The 18,849-nt window shown below is 42.7% G+C and carries 13 protein-coding genes; 2 read left to right on the top strand and 11 right to left on the bottom strand.

The window, feature by feature from the left end:
• Positions 1–170: 170 nt before the first annotated feature.
• Positions 171–2,381, bottom strand: a complete 2,211-nt coding sequence (locus NIE88_RS02830; protein ID WP_253058489.1) for an alpha-galactosidase — start codon at positions 2,379–2,381, stop codon at positions 171–173.
• Positions 2,382–2,643: 262 nt separating this feature from the next.
• Complete coding sequence (locus tag NIE88_RS02825) at positions 2,644–3,546, bottom strand: ArsR/SmtB family transcription factor (protein WP_253058487.1); 903 nt, start codon at positions 3,544–3,546, stop codon at positions 2,644–2,646.
• A 216-nt stretch (positions 3,547–3,762) separates the two neighbouring features.
• Between NIE88_RS02825 and NIE88_RS02820 the strand changes: the two genes are divergently transcribed.
• Together NIE88_RS02820 and NIE88_RS02815 are read left to right on the top strand one after the other, a co-directional pair.
• Positions 3,763–5,214, top strand: a complete 1,452-nt coding sequence (locus NIE88_RS02820) for an alpha-N-arabinofuranosidase (protein WP_253058485.1) — start codon at positions 3,763–3,765, stop codon at positions 5,212–5,214.
• A 4-nt stretch (positions 5,215–5,218) separates the two neighbouring features.
• Positions 5,219–5,455, top strand: a complete 237-nt coding sequence (locus tag NIE88_RS02815; RefSeq protein WP_253058483.1) for a DUF6171 family protein — start codon at positions 5,219–5,221, stop codon at positions 5,453–5,455.
• A gap of 469 nt (positions 5,456–5,924) precedes the next feature.
• Here the strand turns inward: NIE88_RS02815 and NIE88_RS02810 are convergent, their stop codons facing one another.
• From NIE88_RS02810 to NIE88_RS02770, 9 genes are all read right to left on the bottom strand, one after another.
• Positions 5,925–6,785, bottom strand: coding sequence for a PTS system mannose/fructose/sorbose family transporter subunit IID (locus NIE88_RS02810; protein WP_253058481.1), 861 nt, complete (start codon positions 6,783–6,785; stop codon positions 5,925–5,927).
• Positions 6,778–7,584 (bottom strand): PTS mannose/fructose/sorbose/N-acetylgalactosamine transporter subunit IIC, encoded by an 807-nt coding sequence (locus NIE88_RS02805; RefSeq protein ID WP_253058479.1) that lies wholly within the window; start codon positions 7,582–7,584, stop codon positions 6,778–6,780. Before NIE88_RS02805 ends, NIE88_RS02810 begins: the two co-directional genes overlap by 8 nt.
• Positions 7,585–7,590: 6 nt before the next feature.
• On the bottom strand, positions 7,591–8,082 hold the full coding sequence (locus NIE88_RS02800; protein WP_253058471.1) for a PTS sugar transporter subunit IIB: 492 nt from the start codon (positions 8,080–8,082) through the stop codon (positions 7,591–7,593).
• Between the two features lie 780 nt (positions 8,083–8,862).
• Positions 8,863–9,783 carry a glycoside hydrolase family 43 protein gene (locus NIE88_RS02795; RefSeq protein WP_253058469.1) on the bottom strand — a complete coding sequence of 307 codons (921 nt, stop codon included), beginning with the start codon at positions 9,781–9,783 and terminating at the stop codon, positions 8,863–8,865.
• A gap of 167 nt (positions 9,784–9,950) precedes the next feature.
• Positions 9,951–10,373, bottom strand: a complete 423-nt coding sequence (locus NIE88_RS02790) for a PTS sugar transporter subunit IIA (protein WP_253058467.1) — start codon at positions 10,371–10,373, stop codon at positions 9,951–9,953.
• A gap of 253 nt (positions 10,374–10,626) precedes the next feature.
• Positions 10,627–13,308: a sigma 54-interacting transcriptional regulator gene (locus tag NIE88_RS02785; RefSeq protein WP_253058465.1), complete on the bottom strand. Its 2,682-nt coding sequence runs from the start codon at positions 13,306–13,308 to the stop codon at positions 10,627–10,629.
• Between the two features lie 63 nt (positions 13,309–13,371).
• Positions 13,372–15,927 carry a hypothetical protein gene (locus NIE88_RS02780; protein ID WP_253058463.1) on the bottom strand — a complete coding sequence of 852 codons (2,556 nt, stop codon included), beginning with the start codon at positions 15,925–15,927 and terminating at the stop codon, positions 13,372–13,374.
• Positions 15,928–16,090: 163 nt separating this feature from the next.
• The gene (uidA, locus tag NIE88_RS02775) at positions 16,091–17,896 is read right to left on the bottom strand and encodes a beta-glucuronidase (protein WP_253058461.1); all 1,806 of its coding nucleotides are present in this window, start codon (positions 17,894–17,896) and stop codon (positions 16,091–16,093) included.
• A gap of 140 nt (positions 17,897–18,036) precedes the next feature.
• Positions 18,037–18,765 (bottom strand): GntR family transcriptional regulator, encoded by a 729-nt coding sequence (locus NIE88_RS02770; RefSeq protein WP_253058459.1) that lies wholly within the window; start codon positions 18,763–18,765, stop codon positions 18,037–18,039.
• Between the last annotated feature and the right edge of the window lie 84 nt (positions 18,766–18,849).

The raw sequence follows: 18,849 nt of genomic DNA, 5'->3' as shown, positions 1-18,849 counted from the left end.
ACATGAAGATCGACGGTGTGCTTGATAAAAATGAACAACCGGGCAAACAAACGCCCGGTTGTTCATTTTCATCCATGTACTGTTGATCTATATTTTTCTGCATCATCGCTGCGATTGTTCGTGTCAACAGAGCACAACTGCGAACGCAGTTATACAGCATCACTGCCAGGTCAATCTTTCTTGTTATTGGACAGCTCGCCTTTTTTTGTCAAGACAAATTGTTTTGCACAGAAATCCTCTTTTACCTTAGGGAGATCGAGCCCTATATACATTAATTCTGCTCCGCTGTGTACTTCTTTTGTCTCCGACAGTTCAAAAAGATCATCTTCATTTAATCCGACAAGCCGCAACCGTTTGGGTACTGTATTCGGCTTTGACAGAATTTGAACATAGCCAACCACAATTGTTTTTTTATCTTTTGATAAGTGCATCCACGCATGTGCATTGCTGTCATGAATTCTATCTTCTAATCTGTAAAGATCGCCGAATTGGATAACTTGTCTTATGCTTTTATAAAAACTGATTTGTTTTCTTATCGTCACTTTATCATCCGCGTCACAATTCATTAGATTCAGTTCATAACCCAAATTGCCCTGCATTGCGACCGTGGCTCTTGTTTTAATCGGTGTCAGCCGTCCAACCTGGTGGTTGGGAACAACGGACACATGGCAGGTCATAGCAACGCTTGGATAAGCGAGTGACGTGCCATACTGTATGGAGAGTCGTTCAACCGCATCGGTATCATCACTGGTCCAGTTCTGCGGCATATAGTAAAGCATTCCGGGATCAAATCGTCCACCGCCGCCCGCGCAGCTCTCAAACAGCACATCCGGAAATGCCTCGGTTATTCGATCTAAAATCGAATAGAGCCCAAGAATGTATCGATGGGCAACTTCTTTCTGCCGGTCGCTCGCCAAATAGTCCGAACCAATATCGGTCAAGTTTCGATTCATGTCCCATTTCACATATGTGATAGGTGCACCCCGCAATACATTGCTCACTGACTGAATGATGTAGGCTTGAACTTCTGGATTACTGAGGTCAAGAACATATTGATGACGCGCCTGCTGAGCCTTTCGGTCTCGAACGTGGATTGCCCAATCCGGATGCTCTCGATAAAGCTTACTGTTTGGCGAAACCATCTCGGGCTCAAACCAGATACCAAACCCCAGGCCGATCTCATTAACTGCGTCGGCAAGACTTTTTAGTGATCCGCCAAGCTTTGATTCGTTAGGCGTCCAGTCCCCTAAGGAAGACGTATCATCATCGCGGCTGCCAAACCACCCATCATCTAGAACAAAGAGCTCAATCCCAACCTCTTTTGCCTCTCGCGCAATGCCAAGAAGCACATCCCGATTAAAATCAAAATAAGTTGCTTCCCAATTGTTAATTAGAATCGGGCGCTCCCTCTGATTAAACTTACTTTGCATCAGACAGTCAATAAAAAGTCTGTGGTAGGTGCGCGACATTTTCCCAATGCCCTGATCCGAATAGACAAGGACTGCTTCCGGCGCATAAAAAGTCTCTCCTTGATTCAATGTCCACCGAAAGTCGAAGGGGTTGATCCCTATTTGAAAACGCGCATTCTGATGCATGTCTTCTTCAACACCGGCAAGAAAGTTCCCACTATAAACAAGACTCAGCGCGTATACGTCGCCATGCGTTTCATCAGCAGCCGGATCAAGCAAAGCAACGAAAGGGTTTTGTCCGTGTCCGCTCGCCCCGCGCTTACTGTCAACGGATTGAACGCCTTGCTCCATTTTTCTCCGAACAACGTGGCACTCTCTTCCCCACGCGCCGGAAAGATGAAGAAAATCAAAATGATCGTCTAAAAAATCGATATTGGCACTCATCAAGCGATTTATATAGAGCTTGTTTTGATCATGATTAACCACACGCACTGATTCGGTTATTGTGTTGTAGTTTTCAAAAACGCTGAAAGACAAGATAACCTCATTATTCTTCACCTGATCAACCAATGACAGTTCAAGCGTCTCGACCTCGAGTTCCGAAGCGAGCACCGTCGGAAGACCCTTTATTTTTTTCTTTCCTTTTTTAATGCTATGCTTTTTATAGCGTAAATCAGTTATTCTTGAGCCATCTTCATAGTCAAATTCAAATGCTGGCGTGCGCATATCCGTATTTCCAAAGGAGGGAAAAATTTGAGGAATCTGTTCCAGCTTAAAATCCTTGATCAGATCCGTATCGGAGAGATAGCTTGCTCTTTTGATATCGTTTACAATATAGGATAACGACGACGTATTGAGTTTCTTTCCCCAATAGACAACGGCAACATGTTTCGTGTTCAATAGTTGCAAAACAAAGCTGGTTTCATTTGTCTGCAAATGGAACAAATGGTGTTGTTGATTCCAGATAATCATCTTATTCTTCCCCTCATCGCCTTATTTTTCCTCATTACTTTTGCATCATGCTACTTGTGCAGGCAGGTCACGTGTTGCAAAGAAAACCTGTTAACAATGCCATCCATCAACTTCATCGTTTATTTAAAACGTTTTCATAAATGATTGGAACACATTTGGATTATAGATTGTCTTAACACGTTTTCACGAATAAAATGACCAATGTCCCTTACTTTATATTCCATCATTCAAAATCGCGGTCATAAGTTTTACCGGTATACACTCAGCCATAGTACAATGTAAATTCAATGTCCTGATCATAGTTTCCAAATCCTTTTCCGAATAGCGTAACACCCCCTACATGCTCTGCGTCTTCGCTAACTTCAATTTTAAAGGACCAGATGGTCGTTTGTGGATCAAAATCCGATATTTTGACATAAGAAACCTGTTTATTCTCTATATAAGTTCCTTCCTGTGTGATCCGCAGCGTATTTAATAGCCCATATTGATTGACATTACTTGCCCACCAGTCCGGCGTAAAACGGCCTCTCGTGTCTGAAAAATCTCCGGGACTGGTCCATGTGCAGAGCTTAATGCTGTTAAGATAGAACGTGATATCGGATGGCCATTCATTGTTGGAATACGGAAATTCGGAACTGATCTCTAAGACAATATCAATCATCTGCAGAGCGTTTTTCTCCGGCAGTAAATTGGGTACACGGTATTCAATGAATCCCTTGGTAAACCAAAGAATAGCTGCCTGGTTTTTCATCGGATCCATAAAATACTTTGGCTCATCATAATTGCCGATTGGTTCCGATCGAGTGGCCAACCCGCAAGTGGGGGAGACATTGAAGTCAGAATAATGACCGATTGGAATATGTGAAGTGATCGTTTCAAATGCGGGATAGATTTTACGTGGAAACTTAATGTCAATTCGATCGACTTTCAAAATAACAACTTTCTGCAGACCGGATTTCCCGGGAATTTTTTCGGATTTGACCAAACCGGCATTTTCCATTTGCCGGACATGTCGGCCGACAATTGCACTGCTTATCCCCAGCTCAGCAGCCAATTCCTTTATATTCATTTTTTTCTGTGATAAGAGCTGAATGATCCGAAGCCGCACGCTGCTGGCGAGAACTTCATAAACCGCAAGAGAGCGCTCTGATATATCTAACTGCATCATAATCCATCCCATTCAATTTATATCTTCTAATCTCACTATTATATAGTATACCACCAATATGATTAACTAATAAGTTTATTTAATAAATTTATTTAATAATAAAATAAACAAATATATATTGACAACGGTTACAATTACCTATATAAATAAATTGTTCAGTTAATTAAATAGATACATTAGATTCACCAGTATTTAAAAAGAGGAGGATTCATCATGAAGATTACCATGCTGACTAATCAAAAGGGACCGAGAATCAGCAAGTATATTTACGGACAGTTCGCAGAACATTTAGGCCGTGGAATATACGGCGGACTATGGGTTGGCGAAGACTCGTCCATCCCCAATAAGAATGGAATCCGTACAGATGTCGTCAATGCATTAAAGGCAATCAACGTACCGGTTGTTCGCTGGCCGGGCGGATGCTTCGCCGATGAATACCATTGGAAGGACGGAGTCGGAGAAGCCAGCAAGCGGAAAACCATTGTGAATACAAATTGGGGAGGCGTCACTGAAACGAATCGTTTCGGTACTCACGAATACTTTGAATTATGCAGTCAGTTGGCATGTGATACTTACATTAATGGCAATGTCGGAAGCGGAACCGTTCAGGAAATGCAGGAATGGGTGGAATATATGACCATGCCCGGCGAATCGCCTATGGCATCCTGGCGGAGAAAAAACGGACGGGAAGATCCCTGGCAGGTCACGTTTTTGGGAATCGGCAATGAAAATTGGGGATGCGGAGGCAATATGCGTCCCGAATACTATGCCGACCTCTATCGTCGTTATCAGACATTCGTACGCAAATATGGAGAGCAGCGAATTTCTAAAATTGCCTGCGGTGCAAACTCAGGAAATTATCAGTGGACACGTGTACTTATGGAACGCGCTGCCCACTTTATGGACGGGATCAGTCTTCACTATTACACCGTTCCTTCTGGAGAGTGGCATGACAAAGGAAACGCGACCGGCTTTACCGAAGACGAGTGGAAGACGACGATTAAGCGTGCCAAACGTATGGATGAATTAATTTCCCGTCACGCCAAAATCATGGATCAGTATGATCCGGAGAAAAAGGTCGGGATGATTGTTGATGAGTGGGGCAGCTGGTACAACGTTGAAAAGGGGACTAATCCGGGATTCTTGTTCCAACAGAACACCATCCGTGATGCCATGGTGGCGGCAGTAACTCTGACCATTTTTCATCAGCATGCCGATCGAGTTCGAATGGCGAATATTGCCCAAATGGTTAATGTGCTTCAGGCGATGTTGCTGACCGAGGGAGATCAAATGGTGAAAACACCGACTTATTACGTATTTGACCTATACAAAGCTCATCAGGATGGTGAATTGATCGGCACATACAGCGATCCCTCTTCTGACACCATTTCGTATACAGCTTCAAAAAAAGGTGAAACGCTTACACTATCAATCTGCAACTATGATTTGTCTCGTACGGAAAAAATCGCACTCACTCAAGTAGGCAATGCCTATCATCCGCTTCAGGGCGAGTATATTGCCGCAGAGACAAGAGATGCACATAATACATTTGATCATCCGAATGTTGTTATCAAGAAAAAATTCACCGGCTATAAAATGCAGGAAAACACCGTTACGGTAATTGCCCCGCCAATGAGTGTTATCACACTGACATTTGGGAAGTGAGCTCATGGGCTGTGCCAATTGCACGTTAAAACAACAAGTTCAGGATTTGGATGTCAATCGATTGGTCGCCGAACAGCTGTCTGTCGAATTTGATCTCGTTGATGAGCAGACAAAGGCCGAACGGATGGCTATCTGCAAAAACTGCCCACATCTGAACCTCCATACATGTGCTCTTTGCGGTTGTTTTGTCAAATTCAGGACGAATTTGAAAGCAAAGGAGTGTCCGGATCATCGCTGGTAGCGAACAAATCAAAGTTGAGAACGTATTTCCGAAGCAAATGGACTGCACAATCGGTCCAGAGACGCGCATTAGATAAAATGATTTAGATTTAGGGAAACGGAAAAACAAAATAGCCAACATGATCACAACATATTCCGGGTCAACACAATGACCCGGAGTTTTTTTACCTGTTTATTGCATCCCCACAGAGTGAACAAATTCACCTTTTTTCAGACATAACCACAAATTATTCGTCAATAAAGCCCCACACTTTGTCTTCTTTTCCACAATCGAAACACGAAAAAACAATTTACCGTCACTTCTCACTCGCCCGCGCAAGTAGTGATAAAGGTCCCATTCATTAGCATCATGGCAGACGCGGCTCAGACCCCATAAAAATTAAGAGAGCAATCGTCCAACCAGGCGATTGCTCTCTTTGACTTTAATTAATCGAACTGTTCATTGATCCTTTAAAAGACACCTGCCAGAATCAACTTACGGTTCCAGTAATCTGGGCAAACGTCAGCAGGAACCCGACCACAACAACAACGAGCAGAACCCGAACTGGACTCGTACCTTTCCGCAGAAAGTAAAAGCAGCCGAGTGACAATAGAAGCGGCAGCAGACAAGGCATAATCTGATCAAATATCGCTTGCAAGTCTAAGGTCTGACCATTGATTTTCGTCTTGAGAACAACGGGCACCTTAACCAGAGTCGCAATCATTCCACCGACGACCGTAACCCCAACAATGGCTGAGGCTTTCGTAAACATGGTCATGATGCCGCTCTCGACAGCCTTCTGAATATATTTCGCACCCATTTTATAGCCATATTTCAATCCATACCAGCGCACCAGTATGTTTACTGCAAATCCGACCAGCCCGAACACCAGATACAGTAGATTACCTGTTTTCTGAAAGCTGAGTGCGATCGCACCAATGACGAGTGCTAAAACACCTGAAAAAAGTGTGTCTCCGATACCGGCCATCGGTCCCATCAGACCAATTTTCAAACCGCTGATTGCTTTCGTATCAAATTCTTTCAAACGCGCGTTTTCTTGTTCCATCGAAACGGCAAGCCCGGAGACGATGCCGGCCATGTTCGGTGTCGTATTGAAAAATTCCAGATTACGCTTCATCGCTTCCCAGTATTTATCATCATTATCCTTATAAATGGTGCGATAAATTGGACGGTGAGCCCAAGTCCAAGCAACACCTTGCTGCCGCGTATAGCTCATGTTAAACCCCAAGAACATCATTCGCCAGAAAAGCTTCTTAATCATTTTTTTCTCTGATGCCGTGTAGTTCATTTGGTTCTTAACATTGACAGCTGCATTATTTTCTTCATTCATCGAAAAACCCCTCCTCATCATTATCAGAAAGGCCACCGGCCGGGGCGGCTTTAACTCGGACTTTTCTTAGCTCCTGATCAAGGAAGAAGACGATCAGACCAAAGACGAGTGCGAAAAGAGTAACACCCATGATCGGCAGTTTCAGGTACGCGGCCAGCGCAAATCCGGCGATAAAATAAGGAATATAGCTGTTGTTCCATACATACTTCAAAAGCATTGCCATTCCGACGGCAGGCAGCATACCGGCAGCCACTACCAAGGCCTTCAGGAATATCGGCGGAATCATATCAATAAGTGCCTTAATTCCATTAGTCCCAAGCAGAATACCAAGAAAAGCAATAATAGCGTATGAACCTAAATAAACAGCAATTTGAAGCCACCAGAGCCGAGTGAACCGTTTTTCATCGCGATTGGCAACATGCTTTTCAAATACTTCCACGTTGGCAGTAAACCAGAATTTCAGCAGATTCCAAATAATAACGGCCAACATGGAAATCGGAACGGCAATCGCGACGGCAACCGCACCGGTCTGACCTAAGATTAATGCAATGGACGTCCCTATGAGACCACCGTAACCGGTGTCCTGAGGCAGCACGCCTCCGATTTGCATCACACCAAAGAAAGCAAGCGCAACCGTATAGTTAACTATAACGGCTTGCACAGGATTGACGCCTAGAAGCAAAGCAAGGATCACGATATCAAATCCGCCTAGAAACTGTGCGAATGATCCGTATGCGCCCCAGAATTTTCCCCACGCGGCAATGAATGCGACAACTAATGCCTGATAAAGTAATAACATATAAGATCACTTCTCCTTTAACAAGCTGGCAAATTCAACCGGGCTATCATCCGGAAGTGGTTGATAAACCATGTTTTTATTTTTAGCAAGTGCCTGTTTTATCTGATCAATCTCTTCATTAGTAAAGTATACGGTTTCCGTAAGTTTGACTTTAGACTTTATATCACCAGTAATTCGCCCTACATTGGCGATATCGATCTTAGGCTTTTCGTTAATATTGTTGACTATTTCAAGCAAGTCTTTCGAATTATTAACCAAAAGAAGAATTTTCATCGTTTCACTTCGTGGGTCGTTAACAAGCCTGATCGCCTGTTCAACCCTGACAATGGCAACTTTTATGCCCGCAGGAGCCGCTAGTTTGAGTGCGTTTTTTTGAATCGGGTTGGATGCTACCGTGTCGTTCGCAACGATAATTCGCTGAATCTGTAATTGTTTGGACCATAGTAAGGCAACCTGACCATGAATGAGTCGGTCGTCTATTCGAAGCATACTGATCATACATTCTCCTCCTTCTTACTTTTTATTAAACCGTTTTCAAATCTAAAGAAACAAAAGAATAATGAAACCGTCTTGTCTTCATGAACTGCGTTGCTGCCAAACGGAACTGTCACGGCTAAAGGTGATCAAAAAACCAAACTTCAGTGCTGAATTTTTCTTTCGTAGTTGCGAACAAATCCGATTCAGTCCATAGATTGACATTTTCTAAGACCGCCTAAACACCTTGACGTGTTCCGTTGCAAACTTATTAAAATCATTTTGCAGTTAGTTAATAAGTATTACGCTTCCAAATCAATCGTATCCCTCCTTAGCTGTTTCTTTTGTCTCTTCTCTCTTTAGCCAGCAAATTATATGCCAACTATTCAAACACATAAAAAAAGCGCTCATGGAAAGCGGTTTCATATTTTTTATTTGTTCTGTTCAAATTAGAGTTCTTATTTAGTAAAATTAAACAGATATATCAGTAAAAAATTAAACACAATGATCAGTCTTCACTGTGCGATGACAAAGCTTGGATCGGCCATCTTTCTGACGCATCCGATTTCCCCATGTCCAATCGCCGTGCTATGATCTGATTGATTTCCAAGCATCGCATTGATCGACACGTTTTACGTGATTGGCGCGTTTGTCGATACGATCGACACGAAAAAGCCTAACCGATAGTAAAACCCCCTAAATCGAATGTCAATTCTCCAATTTAGGGGGCCGTTCAGAAATATGTTATTCTGCTGATCGTCGATGTACCTGTCAAATAGTCAAATCTTAAACACCTGCATTGAATTATTGAAAGCCATTAAACTCCGGAACGAATGGAATGTCCATCTCTTTTTCATTAAGATAAACCGGCAGTATGCTGTATCCTGAATTGATTAAATGATCCGGTTTCCAGTGATCAAGCATAAGGAAGGGTTGTCCTTCGGCTACACCAAGATAAGTACTTTGACCGAAGAATGTTTTTCGATAATTTTTACCGGTACAGGGATTGTCAATCAGTTTCCAGCCACTGCAAAGGCTCCTCGAAATGGCATACAAGGCATTATTGGGTTTCCATCCGGTACAGCCGGAGGTAACCGAGTAATACCAGTTTTTATAATGCAGTACGGTAGGCGCTTCTCGTTGCTGTTCAATAAAGTTTAAAGTATAGAAGCCGGTCACATCTGTATAATTTTCATCTAATTCGGAGATGCACATTGTTTTATTAAAGTCGGTACTGTGAAAGAGATACGCTTTGCCGTTGTCGTCCTTAAAAACGGTCATATCACGACAGTCCCGTCCATTTGGGTGAAAGCTCCTCAAATAGCGAAAAGGTCCAGTCGGACTGTCTGATACAGCAACACTGGCTCCAGCATAGCTATAGTCCCAAGTATCACTATGAAACCAAAGGACAAAATTGTTATTTTTTTCATTGTAGACTACTTTTGGCCGTTCTCCGACTTGAGAAGGATGAAGCAAGCTCTCCTTATTTTCTTTATCCGCTCTAAGAATCAGACCTTCGTTTTTCCAGTCGATCAAATTACTCGAAGAATAGCAGGAGAACCCAATAAAATCAACACGCCGTCCTCCTGATTTCGAAAGAACATTCGGTCCACCTTTATGTTCACCATACCAATAATACGTTCCATTAAACTGCATAATCATGCCGCCATGAGCTTGGATCGGTTGATGATTGATGTCAAACCATAATTCGCCGTTCTTATGCATATTATTCATCCTTTCTTCACTTTCCACCATGAACGGTCACTGAATGGAAGAAGCTTTTATTATCATCTATCAACAAAAAACACGAAAATATTCCTTCACGCGCCGCAGACGGGACTCCCCTTCAAAAAATGAATAACTTATTGGACAGACTTAAAGTAAATAATTCCTTATTGAAAGAAATTATCGGCTTTTTCCGCTTCACTGTTCTCTCCTGATTCCAAACGAATGCGGCGCAAACCACCTTTAGCACTTTCAAGAATGTGATCAATTTGTTCATCAGTTTGTGGATTAGTAAGGACAATTTCCAAAACCAAGGGGAGATTTATGCCTCCAATCAAGCAAACATTCGGATAGTTTAACAGTCTTGTTGCGTCATTTTCTACACTCCCGCCGATCAGGTCGGCCAAGACAAATACACGTTCATCCGGTTTGATTCGTGCTTCGATCTTTTCCGTGATCGTACTTGGATGTTCACCCATTTGCAGACCGAACGCCTTTATATTCGTATTCTTCCCGGCAATCATTTGAACCGACTTTACAATTCCCTCAGCAAAGTCATTATGTGAAATAATGAATAGTTGATTTTTCAATTTGATCGAACCTCCTTTCCATTTCACTCATTTCATTTATAGCACAGCAATTTTCGTGCCAAATGAATAAACACAGGTGAAAACGCATAAGTAAGCGTTTTATCAATTAGTCGGCATCAACACGATCAATTTAAACAGTGTGGTAAAGAAAATGATGAACACTTAAACACTTGAACGATGAGTTGGCAAATGACCACTATGTGCCAGACGCGTTGATGGCCGAAGTTTGCGCCTCCCGAAACGGGTTCATCGATCATATTATTCTTTTCAAGAGCACATAAAGCAAGTGAACTTCTTTATGGGTAATCGTTATATTAAACTTTTTCTCAGCACTGTTTAAAATACCGAGAGCGACTTTGAAAAATTCTTGTTCGTGCTCACTGGCATTCGACGATTGAAAATCGTCGACATTTCGTTCTCCGTGATTTAAAATCAGCCGTTCGAACATCATGGACAAGTGCATAAATATGTTTATTCGCTCAAAACCATTAAGACGAATCGAGTAGTAGCTTTCAAAATTTGAAATAATTGTTTCTGATTCTGCGATCACAATATTGGGGTTTAATATTTCCAGACGTGCTGCAACTCCTTCAATCGAAAAAAATGTGACCAGCTGTTTCATCATTTGCTGGAAGCTGTCACGATTCATAAACGATTCGAGTATTTCCCACATCTGTTCACCATTATCTCTGAGTGTGTCATAAATATTTAAGCAAGGAAAGTTAAGATTTTTTTGATCAAGATCAGTTGTTGTGATTAAAAGCACAGTATTTGAAATATTTACTGTGTTTTGTCTGGAAAATAATTCTTGAATCTCCTTGTACTCCAACGTAATGAGTCTTAGCTTGTCAGGATAAATAAAAGATGAGAGGATCTCTTTTATACGTTCGGCAATCCCCATTCCCGACATGCAAGAAATCATGATATTTTTTTCAACTGCTTCAAAATATTGGGTTTTGACCTTGTAATCTTCAGCGGCAGCTACCGAGATCTCTTTAAATGGGACATCATTAATCATTTTAATTCCCACATCAAGCGCAATTGAAGTAGTCAAGTTGTTGATAATTAACAAATCACCTTTGATATCGTGTTTAATCGTCGCATACAGTCTACCCAGTGAACCCATATCGACAATTAGAATCAAGCCTTTGGATCGATTAAAGTAACGCAGATAATCCCGAACTCTAACGACAATATCGGAGACAGAACTGGTAATAGGCATATCAAAGGCCTCAAATACAAAAGTGCCATACATTCGGTTAACAACTTCCTGAATACTTGATGCCGTACTGTTCCCGTGAGCGATCAACAATCCGGACAGATTGACTTTATCATCTAATTGATCATGGATTGATAGAATATAAAAAACATCAATCATATCTCCCGAAATTTCCTTGAACAACTGATTTTTCTGTTTCCACATACTTACGAGATAAATAGCCTTTGGATATTTTATCCGCAGCATATTCATGACCTGTGGAAGATCAAGTTCTTCTGGAAGATCGATGGTGAAACTGTTAAAAAATTCCATATAAAGAAGTAGTTTCTGTACCAGAGGCTGTTTTTCTGTGATGCCGTATTTTGAAAAAAATTGTGTCATTTCTCTGTGGGTCTTATCGTACAAAAAATCAGACCATAAAGGTGAAATGATCCATCCTCTATGCTGCTCATCCATGATCGTTTTCGACAGTTTATTAAAGGCAAAAATCAATTCACTGGACGGACCGGATGCTTCAAGATCTTTTAATTTTTGAATAAAATCATTTAGATTTTCGATAAGATGTATCTGTCGCACAGGATTTTTTTGAAAATCAGTCACTTGATTATTCGGATCAACAATTAATCCGATCTCATTAAATACGGCATTCCGCTCAAACAGATGCGCGGGTATCTGAGGCATTTCCTCTAATGTGATCTCTAATCTAGTGTTTTTTCGATCCTTGACAAAGGCATTTGCGCAGCTAAGCTGAATGGCATTGCGAATGCCACCGATATTTCCTTCGATCTGTCCAGATGACAGCAGTTGCAATACGCTGTCATCCACACGGAACTGTCTGTTTAACCGCTTGGCTTCCTCGCTGTAAAAGAGCCGAATCAGTGCAATTTTTTCATATTCATATCTCTGATTCAGTCCTGCGAGAACCAGCTTTACACTGATTCTTCTTCTGAACGTTTCAAGAAGAATCGTGTTGCTATTCTCCGTTGTCGCGAAAATCAGACGTACCTTGGCATGCCGCCACCTCTCACTTTCACCAAGTCTAAAATAATGTCCCTTGTCCATAAACACAAATAATTTTTCTTGGTTCTCATAGGAAAGACGGTGAATTTCATCTAGAAAGAGATAGCCGCCATCAGCATAATCAAGAATGCCTGGTCGATCATTTTCCGCACCGGTAAAGCTCCCCTTTTTGTAACCAAAAAGCATACCTGAGAGAAGCTCCGGATTATTGGCGTAGTCGGCGCAATTCAATACTTTGAAAGGAGCGTTTTTCGAAATGATCTGCGTTTGCTTTGCGTAATTATAGATCAAAGAGGCCAGGAAACTTTTGCCGACACCGCTTTCGCCAGTAATCAGGATGGGTAATCCGTTCGGCGGATAGGTAATCGCAGCCTTGCACTGTTGAATCACTTTTTTCTGACTCCCGCAGGCACCGATGAACGCACGGAACACATCATCTTCATGATGATGTGCGCCCTTTTCTTGCCTTCCTTGTTTTTCTGATTCATTCGCGAATTTTTGCTGTTTCGATGTGAACGACCAATAAACCGGTCGCCGTCCCTCTTTTGTCACGATATTTTTTTTATTCAACTTATTTAAGTAATTGCTCGTCACAGCCCGGCTCAGCCCAATCTGTTCAGCGATCTGCGTGGTCGTGGCCGAGGGGGCTAATTGTTTTAAAGCTATAAAAATTTTATTCTCTGTCTTATCCTTCACAGGAAAACCTCCAGTAGTGAAACGTTCACTCAGATCATTGATTGACGTGATGATCTCTTTTCTTTAACCGATGATTTCAACTGCGTCCAGAACATAGGTGCCTGACTCGATCACTGCTTTTAATTCATGCGATCCAGGGGATAGGTCTAAACGCAAATAATTCGCCGTTTTATGTCCGCCCGGAGCCGGATGAACATTGCTGCTCAGCAAATTTCCGTCAAGATACAGCGTCAGCGTGCTGTCATCCGAGTTAGGTCCGATCAAGGCAAATCCTTTCCCTGTAAAGTTAAAGGTGAGGGAGGTTTCCGTCCCCTCGGCATGGCCAATCGATAATGTTCGGTTCCAGTCACTGCTGCTGGCGCCGGCATGGTTCTCCCAGTGACCGCTATAATGGATCCGATCATCCATATCATCAATTCGTTCTTTGGCATAAGGAGGAAATCCATCAATCTTCGTGATCGTTAATTGACGAAATTTTGTTTTATAAAAGCCGCTTCCCAGCTTCACTCGCCCTGAATACACTGGGTTGTCACCATCCGTCCACTTTACCGTTTTACGTCCGTCAACATATGCCTGAATCTGATTTCCGCGGGCTTCGAATTTCAAATCGTGCCATTTCTCCGCTTCAAAGTTGGGCAGACAGCCGAATTGCTTAACATGATCGTACTTTGCCACTGTCCATGAGCCGTCACTGTACAGTTTGAACACATATGGAGCGTCTTCAAGGCGTCCTTTAATATCCGTCTGTTCCCTTACACCGATCCCTATATAATTAGCTGTTGACGAATTTTGCTTCGTTTCAAGATCAAATTTGGCAGTAAACGCGACACTATAGTTCATCCACCGATTATCTCCAACCGTCAGATTGGGCGCATAAGAATATTCCCAGTCAAGAGCACGTGATTCTTCAGTAATCATCTGCTGCAGAACATGATTCGCCGGACCTTCCCGAACAATTTCGAAAGCACCGCCCTGATCGGTCGTATAGCGCGGCGTACCCCCGCGTTTTGTCAGATAATCACTTGGCATCTCAGAATAGTTGAAATCATCTTCATAGAGAATAGAGTCCCGCTGAATGTCAAGCACATGCTGATCGACATCCGACACATAGCGTTGGTAGTGATCGACTGTCTCCGGATTCAGTGTCGTCACGGTTACAAGCGAATAGGGTTTAATTTCAACAACGAATTCGTGCTGACTCGGCGTGATCGTTTCCGTCAACCGTCTGTAGCGAATATCAAAGTCTTGTTCCTTTTGGTCACGCGCGCGCGTCTCCCATTGATAAACCGTCTTGTCAGCCGCTTTGCGGAAATTTTTCAGCGTGAAATGATAGGTTTGGTTAACAGCGCTGTCATTGACGATAATGACCGAGTAATCCGAACCGTCCGCCGCTGCCAGCGTCATGTAACTGGGCTGATCTGTGTCAAAATCAAGATTCTCCGTCCCTCCTACACCGCTGAAACAAGCAGAGGTTATATAGCGCCATACCTTTGCGTTTTCCTTGCCATCTGCCCAGCCGCTAACCGCAAAATCGGTAAAGTGGCGGATCATCTGAAGACCCGCGTCATCAACGTCAATGTAGCCGGACCATGGATCCTGCGCGCTGATCAGTTCCTTGTGACTGTAATTCACACCTGCATAATAGGCAGACACGGCCGGCTGGAACAGGTAGAGACTGCGACGCGATTTATAATAGGATTTAATCAGCCGGTTGGCGACATCAAGGATACTTTGTCTGCCGCCGACGCCACTTCCAGCAGAATCATTCTGTCGATATTTTGCGAACGTCATCGGTGCGATGCCTTCACTGTACCAGACTTCTTTGTCGTACTGATCCGCTAGTTTTGTAAACGGCCGTTCCGGACCGTCATCCGTATTATAGTGAAAACCGACAGCATCAATCACATTGCGCAGTTCGGTATCCGCCACCATTTCATCGCCAAAATTGGTTTCATAATTTTGGTCGGCCGCGATTAATTTAATCTGCTGATAGGCCTGAATCGGAAACTGATCAGGAAATCCTTCATTATCATGAGCCAGACGTTCTGCAAACCATTTCAGCCAGTCAACCATTGCCAGTTTGTTCTCGTTTCGATCCGGATCAATATAATCAATCAAATAACCATAGGTTTCATAGGTCGCTACAATTGATTTTTTATACCACTGATACATGGATTCAAAAGCGCGCGTTTTTATTTTCTGATCCGAACGGGCTGCCTTCCAGTCCTGCTTGATCCATCCGGGTTCCCCCCAGCGCAGTACGGCGGTTTTCAGCTCAGGATTGATTTGTTTTGCGTCGGCAATCAGCTGCCAACCTGCGCCTCTTCGGACATTGGCCTCTTCGTTGGCTGTTCGCATCGTCGAGGGCTCGGTTCCGGATGAAGTGTTGGCATCTACGCCCATCTCAACTTTTATCATAGTCATTAGCGGTGATGGACCGCCAAAAAGAAGATTCAGAATCTGTTTGTATTTCTCCGGGTGCTCCCACTTATAATCAACAAGCAGTCGCGACGAATTGTTACAACTAATATATCCAAACCCCTTAAATGTATTGGCATCAGCCTTATCTGTTCGAAGATCATCACCATCAATAACAACATTAGTCTCGTTTTTTTGCATCAGACACGCTCCTCGCAGTCATAGTCATCGGCCGTCTGTTTCGGCGGCATCAAAAAGAATCAGTGATATATCAATTCCGTACGTCAATTGATTTAAGACAGCAGTTTGGGTTGTCAAAAGAGATCATTGACAACCGTTTTTCACTCGTTACTTCTGTTAAATCTTATCCTTTATAATCAAGCGGAAGATCGCTCCAGCGTTTCTTTAAATAAAATGCAAGTGCTTTGGGTTGACGCTGACGTGTAAAAACGCCCTTCTTATTGCCGTTGACACGCATGTTCCCTTCAACTGTCTGGAAATCAGCAAAGTTCCAAATCTGTTCGCCCTTAATGAATTCATAGCTGTCGAACACACGATTAAACATTTGAACACATTCAACCTGATACTCCTCGCTCCACATAATGGAGGGCAATTTATGCAAGCCTGGTTCCGTATCAGCACCAAATTCAGAGAAGACAATCGGTTTGTTAATTCCCTCTTCTTTCCACTGATCCATTTCATCTCTCAAGTTCTGTTCACCGTCGGAAATCTCATAGCCCCATGTATGATACCAGCCTGGGTAACGATTGAGCAGATAAAGGTCAGGAAATTCCAGAACTTTTGATGTCGTAATCGTATCGTCTTCACTGAGCGCAAATGTCCGTGGCCGGTTTTGTGGATCAAGTCCGACCGTCGCATCGAAAACCGCTTTGAAATACGGAACCGAGCTGTCTGTAACCGTATCCGGTTCATTCATCAAGCTCCATGCGATGACCGAAGCATGATTCTTATCCCGACGAATCAGTTCCTTTATCTGTGCCAAATGATTGACCTGCAGGTCATTGATCCATTCACCGTCAAAAAAAGATTGATTTAATCCGCCTAAAAAGCTTGCCGCCGCCATTTTAAAACCGACCGCCGGTACTTCGTCAATAATCAGAAATCCTTCTCTGTCCGCCATTCGGTAGACCGCTTCATCATAAGGATAATGTGACGTTCTGAATGAATTGGCACCAATCCATTTCATCAGTTCAAAATCGCGTTTCTCAGCATTAAGATTAAAGCCGCGCCCGGCGAAGTCGCTATCTTCATGGCGTCCAAAACCTTTCAAATAAACCGGCTTCTGATTAATCAATATTTCGGTCCCTTTAATTTCAACAACCCGGATGCCGATCTCCTCATGATACGCATCAAGAAGCTTGTCATTATCGACAATTTCAATTCTCAGCTGATACAGGTAAGCATCCAGTACATTCCAGAGATGCGCCTTCTTCACTCGAAGGCCTCCTGCTCTTCCCGTTGCTCCTGCTACCTTTGCCCCATCTTCATCGTAAAGTGCAACAGAAACATCATGGATTCCATTCGTCATCACGTTATACCGGACAATCGCGTCCTCACCATCGAGTTCATAAGCAACCGAATAGTCTTCTACAGATTCATCTGGAAGAGCGATCAAATGAACGGAACGGTTCAATCCGGAATAATTATAGAAATCAAAGAACGGGCGCACCATTTTTTTCCCATTTTTCAATGTCACGGTGTCCCCGCAAGGCAATGTTGTTCTGGATAATTCATTATTGATTTTAACAACGACCTTGTTGTTCTTGCCAAACGACACTGCTTGTTTCAAATCCGCATTAAACGGCAAAAATCCACCCTCATGACTAATAATTTTGTTACCGTTTACATAAACGGTTGCACGATGCGTTGCCGCGTCAAAACGTAAAGATACCCTGCGGTTCTCCCACTCTTCCGGAACGAAGAAATCTGTCTCATACCAAAAATCACCCGTGTACTCACGTTCATCCTTCTTTGTAAAAAAATCATTGAAACTCGATGGAACAGGCATATCCAGCGTATCTTTCAACCCGTCTTGCCAGTTAAATTCTTCACCTTCCGACTTCGGGTCAAATTTGAATTTCCACAAACCGTCAAGTTTTATGTCTCTTCGAAAACCGTTGTTAACCGGATAAAGTAATGATGCCGTCATTGTTACAACCCCCAATAATTTTTTTGATAGCGTTTTCAAAGAAGATTACTAACCATTCATTTTTTAAAACGCTACAAATTCCGCCATTTCCCAACTGCTCAAAACGTCTTGAATTCTATAGTATAGGTGAAGCGATTGCCTTACTTCTCACTGAACTGTTCATATAACTTCAGATCTTCAGGCATTTGAAAGGACACGGACGATCTGTCAATAAAGTAATCGGGAAATTGATCAATCAAAACTTGTTTTTCATTAATCATCATGTGTAAGTGCTGCGATGTCAGAAACTTCGCTTCGTCAACATCACCTTCTGACACTGCTTTCAGCAGGTTAACGTGCTGACTGATAATCTTTTCCCATTGCAGTTCTTTTACCCTTAAGCGCAGCCAGCGAAAACGGTTTAAATGGGTATTGAGGATTTGCAGCCAGTCCCAAATCTCCAACTTATCTGTTATTTCATAAAAGGTACGATGAAAATCCTCGTCTTTTTCAAAGAAGTGTTCATGATCCTTCTTTTTCGAAAATGTGATTTGCTGACGGACAATCTGTTCAAAACGCTCACACGCATCATCGGTCAGTTTGACTGTCGCTTCCATGACCACCAGCTGTTCAATATGTTCACGAATATATCGGGCGTTAATTGCAGAATGCAGATCAATTTTGGAAATATATGTACCGCGCTGCGGAAATGTTTCCAACACACCCTCTCTGCCAAGTCGGATCAGCGCTTCGCGAACAGGGGTACGTCCGACACTAATATCATTTTCAATCTGCTTTAAAGAAATCCGGACACCTGGTTCATAGATCAAATTCATGATTCGATCACGAATTTCCCGATAGGCATACTCTTGTTGATTTACAATCATCATTAATTATCATTCTTTTCTGTCGAGTGACTAGTTTGATCTAATTATAGAAAATGTCCGTAAAAACAGCAATCATTCAATATAAGG

It is taken from the genome of Sporolactobacillus shoreicorticis, from assembly GCF_024125445.1.
Taxonomy (GTDB): domain Bacteria; phylum Bacillota; class Bacilli; order Bacillales; family Sporolactobacillaceae; genus Sporolactobacillus; species Sporolactobacillus shoreicorticis.
Note: the sequence above shows the minus strand (reverse complement) of the source record. Positions and strands in the feature narration are given on the sequence as shown.

What these genes read in the sequence shown, in the direction of transcription:
- NIE88_RS02830 (WP_253058489.1), bottom strand. Translation starts at nt 2,381, where the DNA reads ATGATTATCTGGAATCAACAACACCATTTGTTCCATTTGCAGACAAAT.
- NIE88_RS02825 (WP_253058487.1), bottom strand. Translation starts at nt 3,546, where the DNA reads ATGCAGTTAGATATATCAGAGCGCTCTCTTGCGGTTTATGAAGTTCTC.
- NIE88_RS02820 (WP_253058485.1), top strand. Translation starts at nt 3,763, where the DNA reads ATGAAGATTACCATGCTGACTAATCAAAAGGGACCGAGAATCAGCAAG.
- NIE88_RS02815 (WP_253058483.1), top strand. Translation starts at nt 5,219, where the DNA reads ATGGGCTGTGCCAATTGCACGTTAAAACAACAAGTTCAGGATTTGGAT.
- NIE88_RS02810 (WP_253058481.1), bottom strand. Translation starts at nt 6,785, where the DNA reads ATGAATGAAGAAAATAATGCAGCTGTCAATGTTAAGAACCAAATGAAC.
- NIE88_RS02805 (WP_253058479.1), bottom strand. Translation starts at nt 7,584, where the DNA reads ATGTTATTACTTTATCAGGCATTAGTTGTCGCATTCATTGCCGCGTGG.
- NIE88_RS02800 (WP_253058471.1), bottom strand. Translation starts at nt 8,082, where the DNA reads ATGATCAGTATGCTTCGAATAGACGACCGACTCATTCATGGTCAGGTT.
- NIE88_RS02795 (WP_253058469.1), bottom strand. Translation starts at nt 9,783, where the DNA reads ATGCATAAGAACGGCGAATTATGGTTTGACATCAATCATCAACCGATC.
- NIE88_RS02780 (WP_253058463.1), bottom strand. Translation starts at nt 15,927, where the DNA reads ATGCAAAAAAACGAGACTAATGTTGTTATTGATGGTGATGATCTTCGA.
- uidA (WP_253058461.1), bottom strand. Translation starts at nt 17,896, where the DNA reads ATGACGGCATCATTACTTTATCCGGTTAACAACGGTTTTCGAAGAGAC.
- NIE88_RS02770 (WP_253058459.1), bottom strand. Translation starts at nt 18,765, where the DNA reads ATGATGATTGTAAATCAACAAGAGTATGCCTATCGGGAAATTCGTGAT.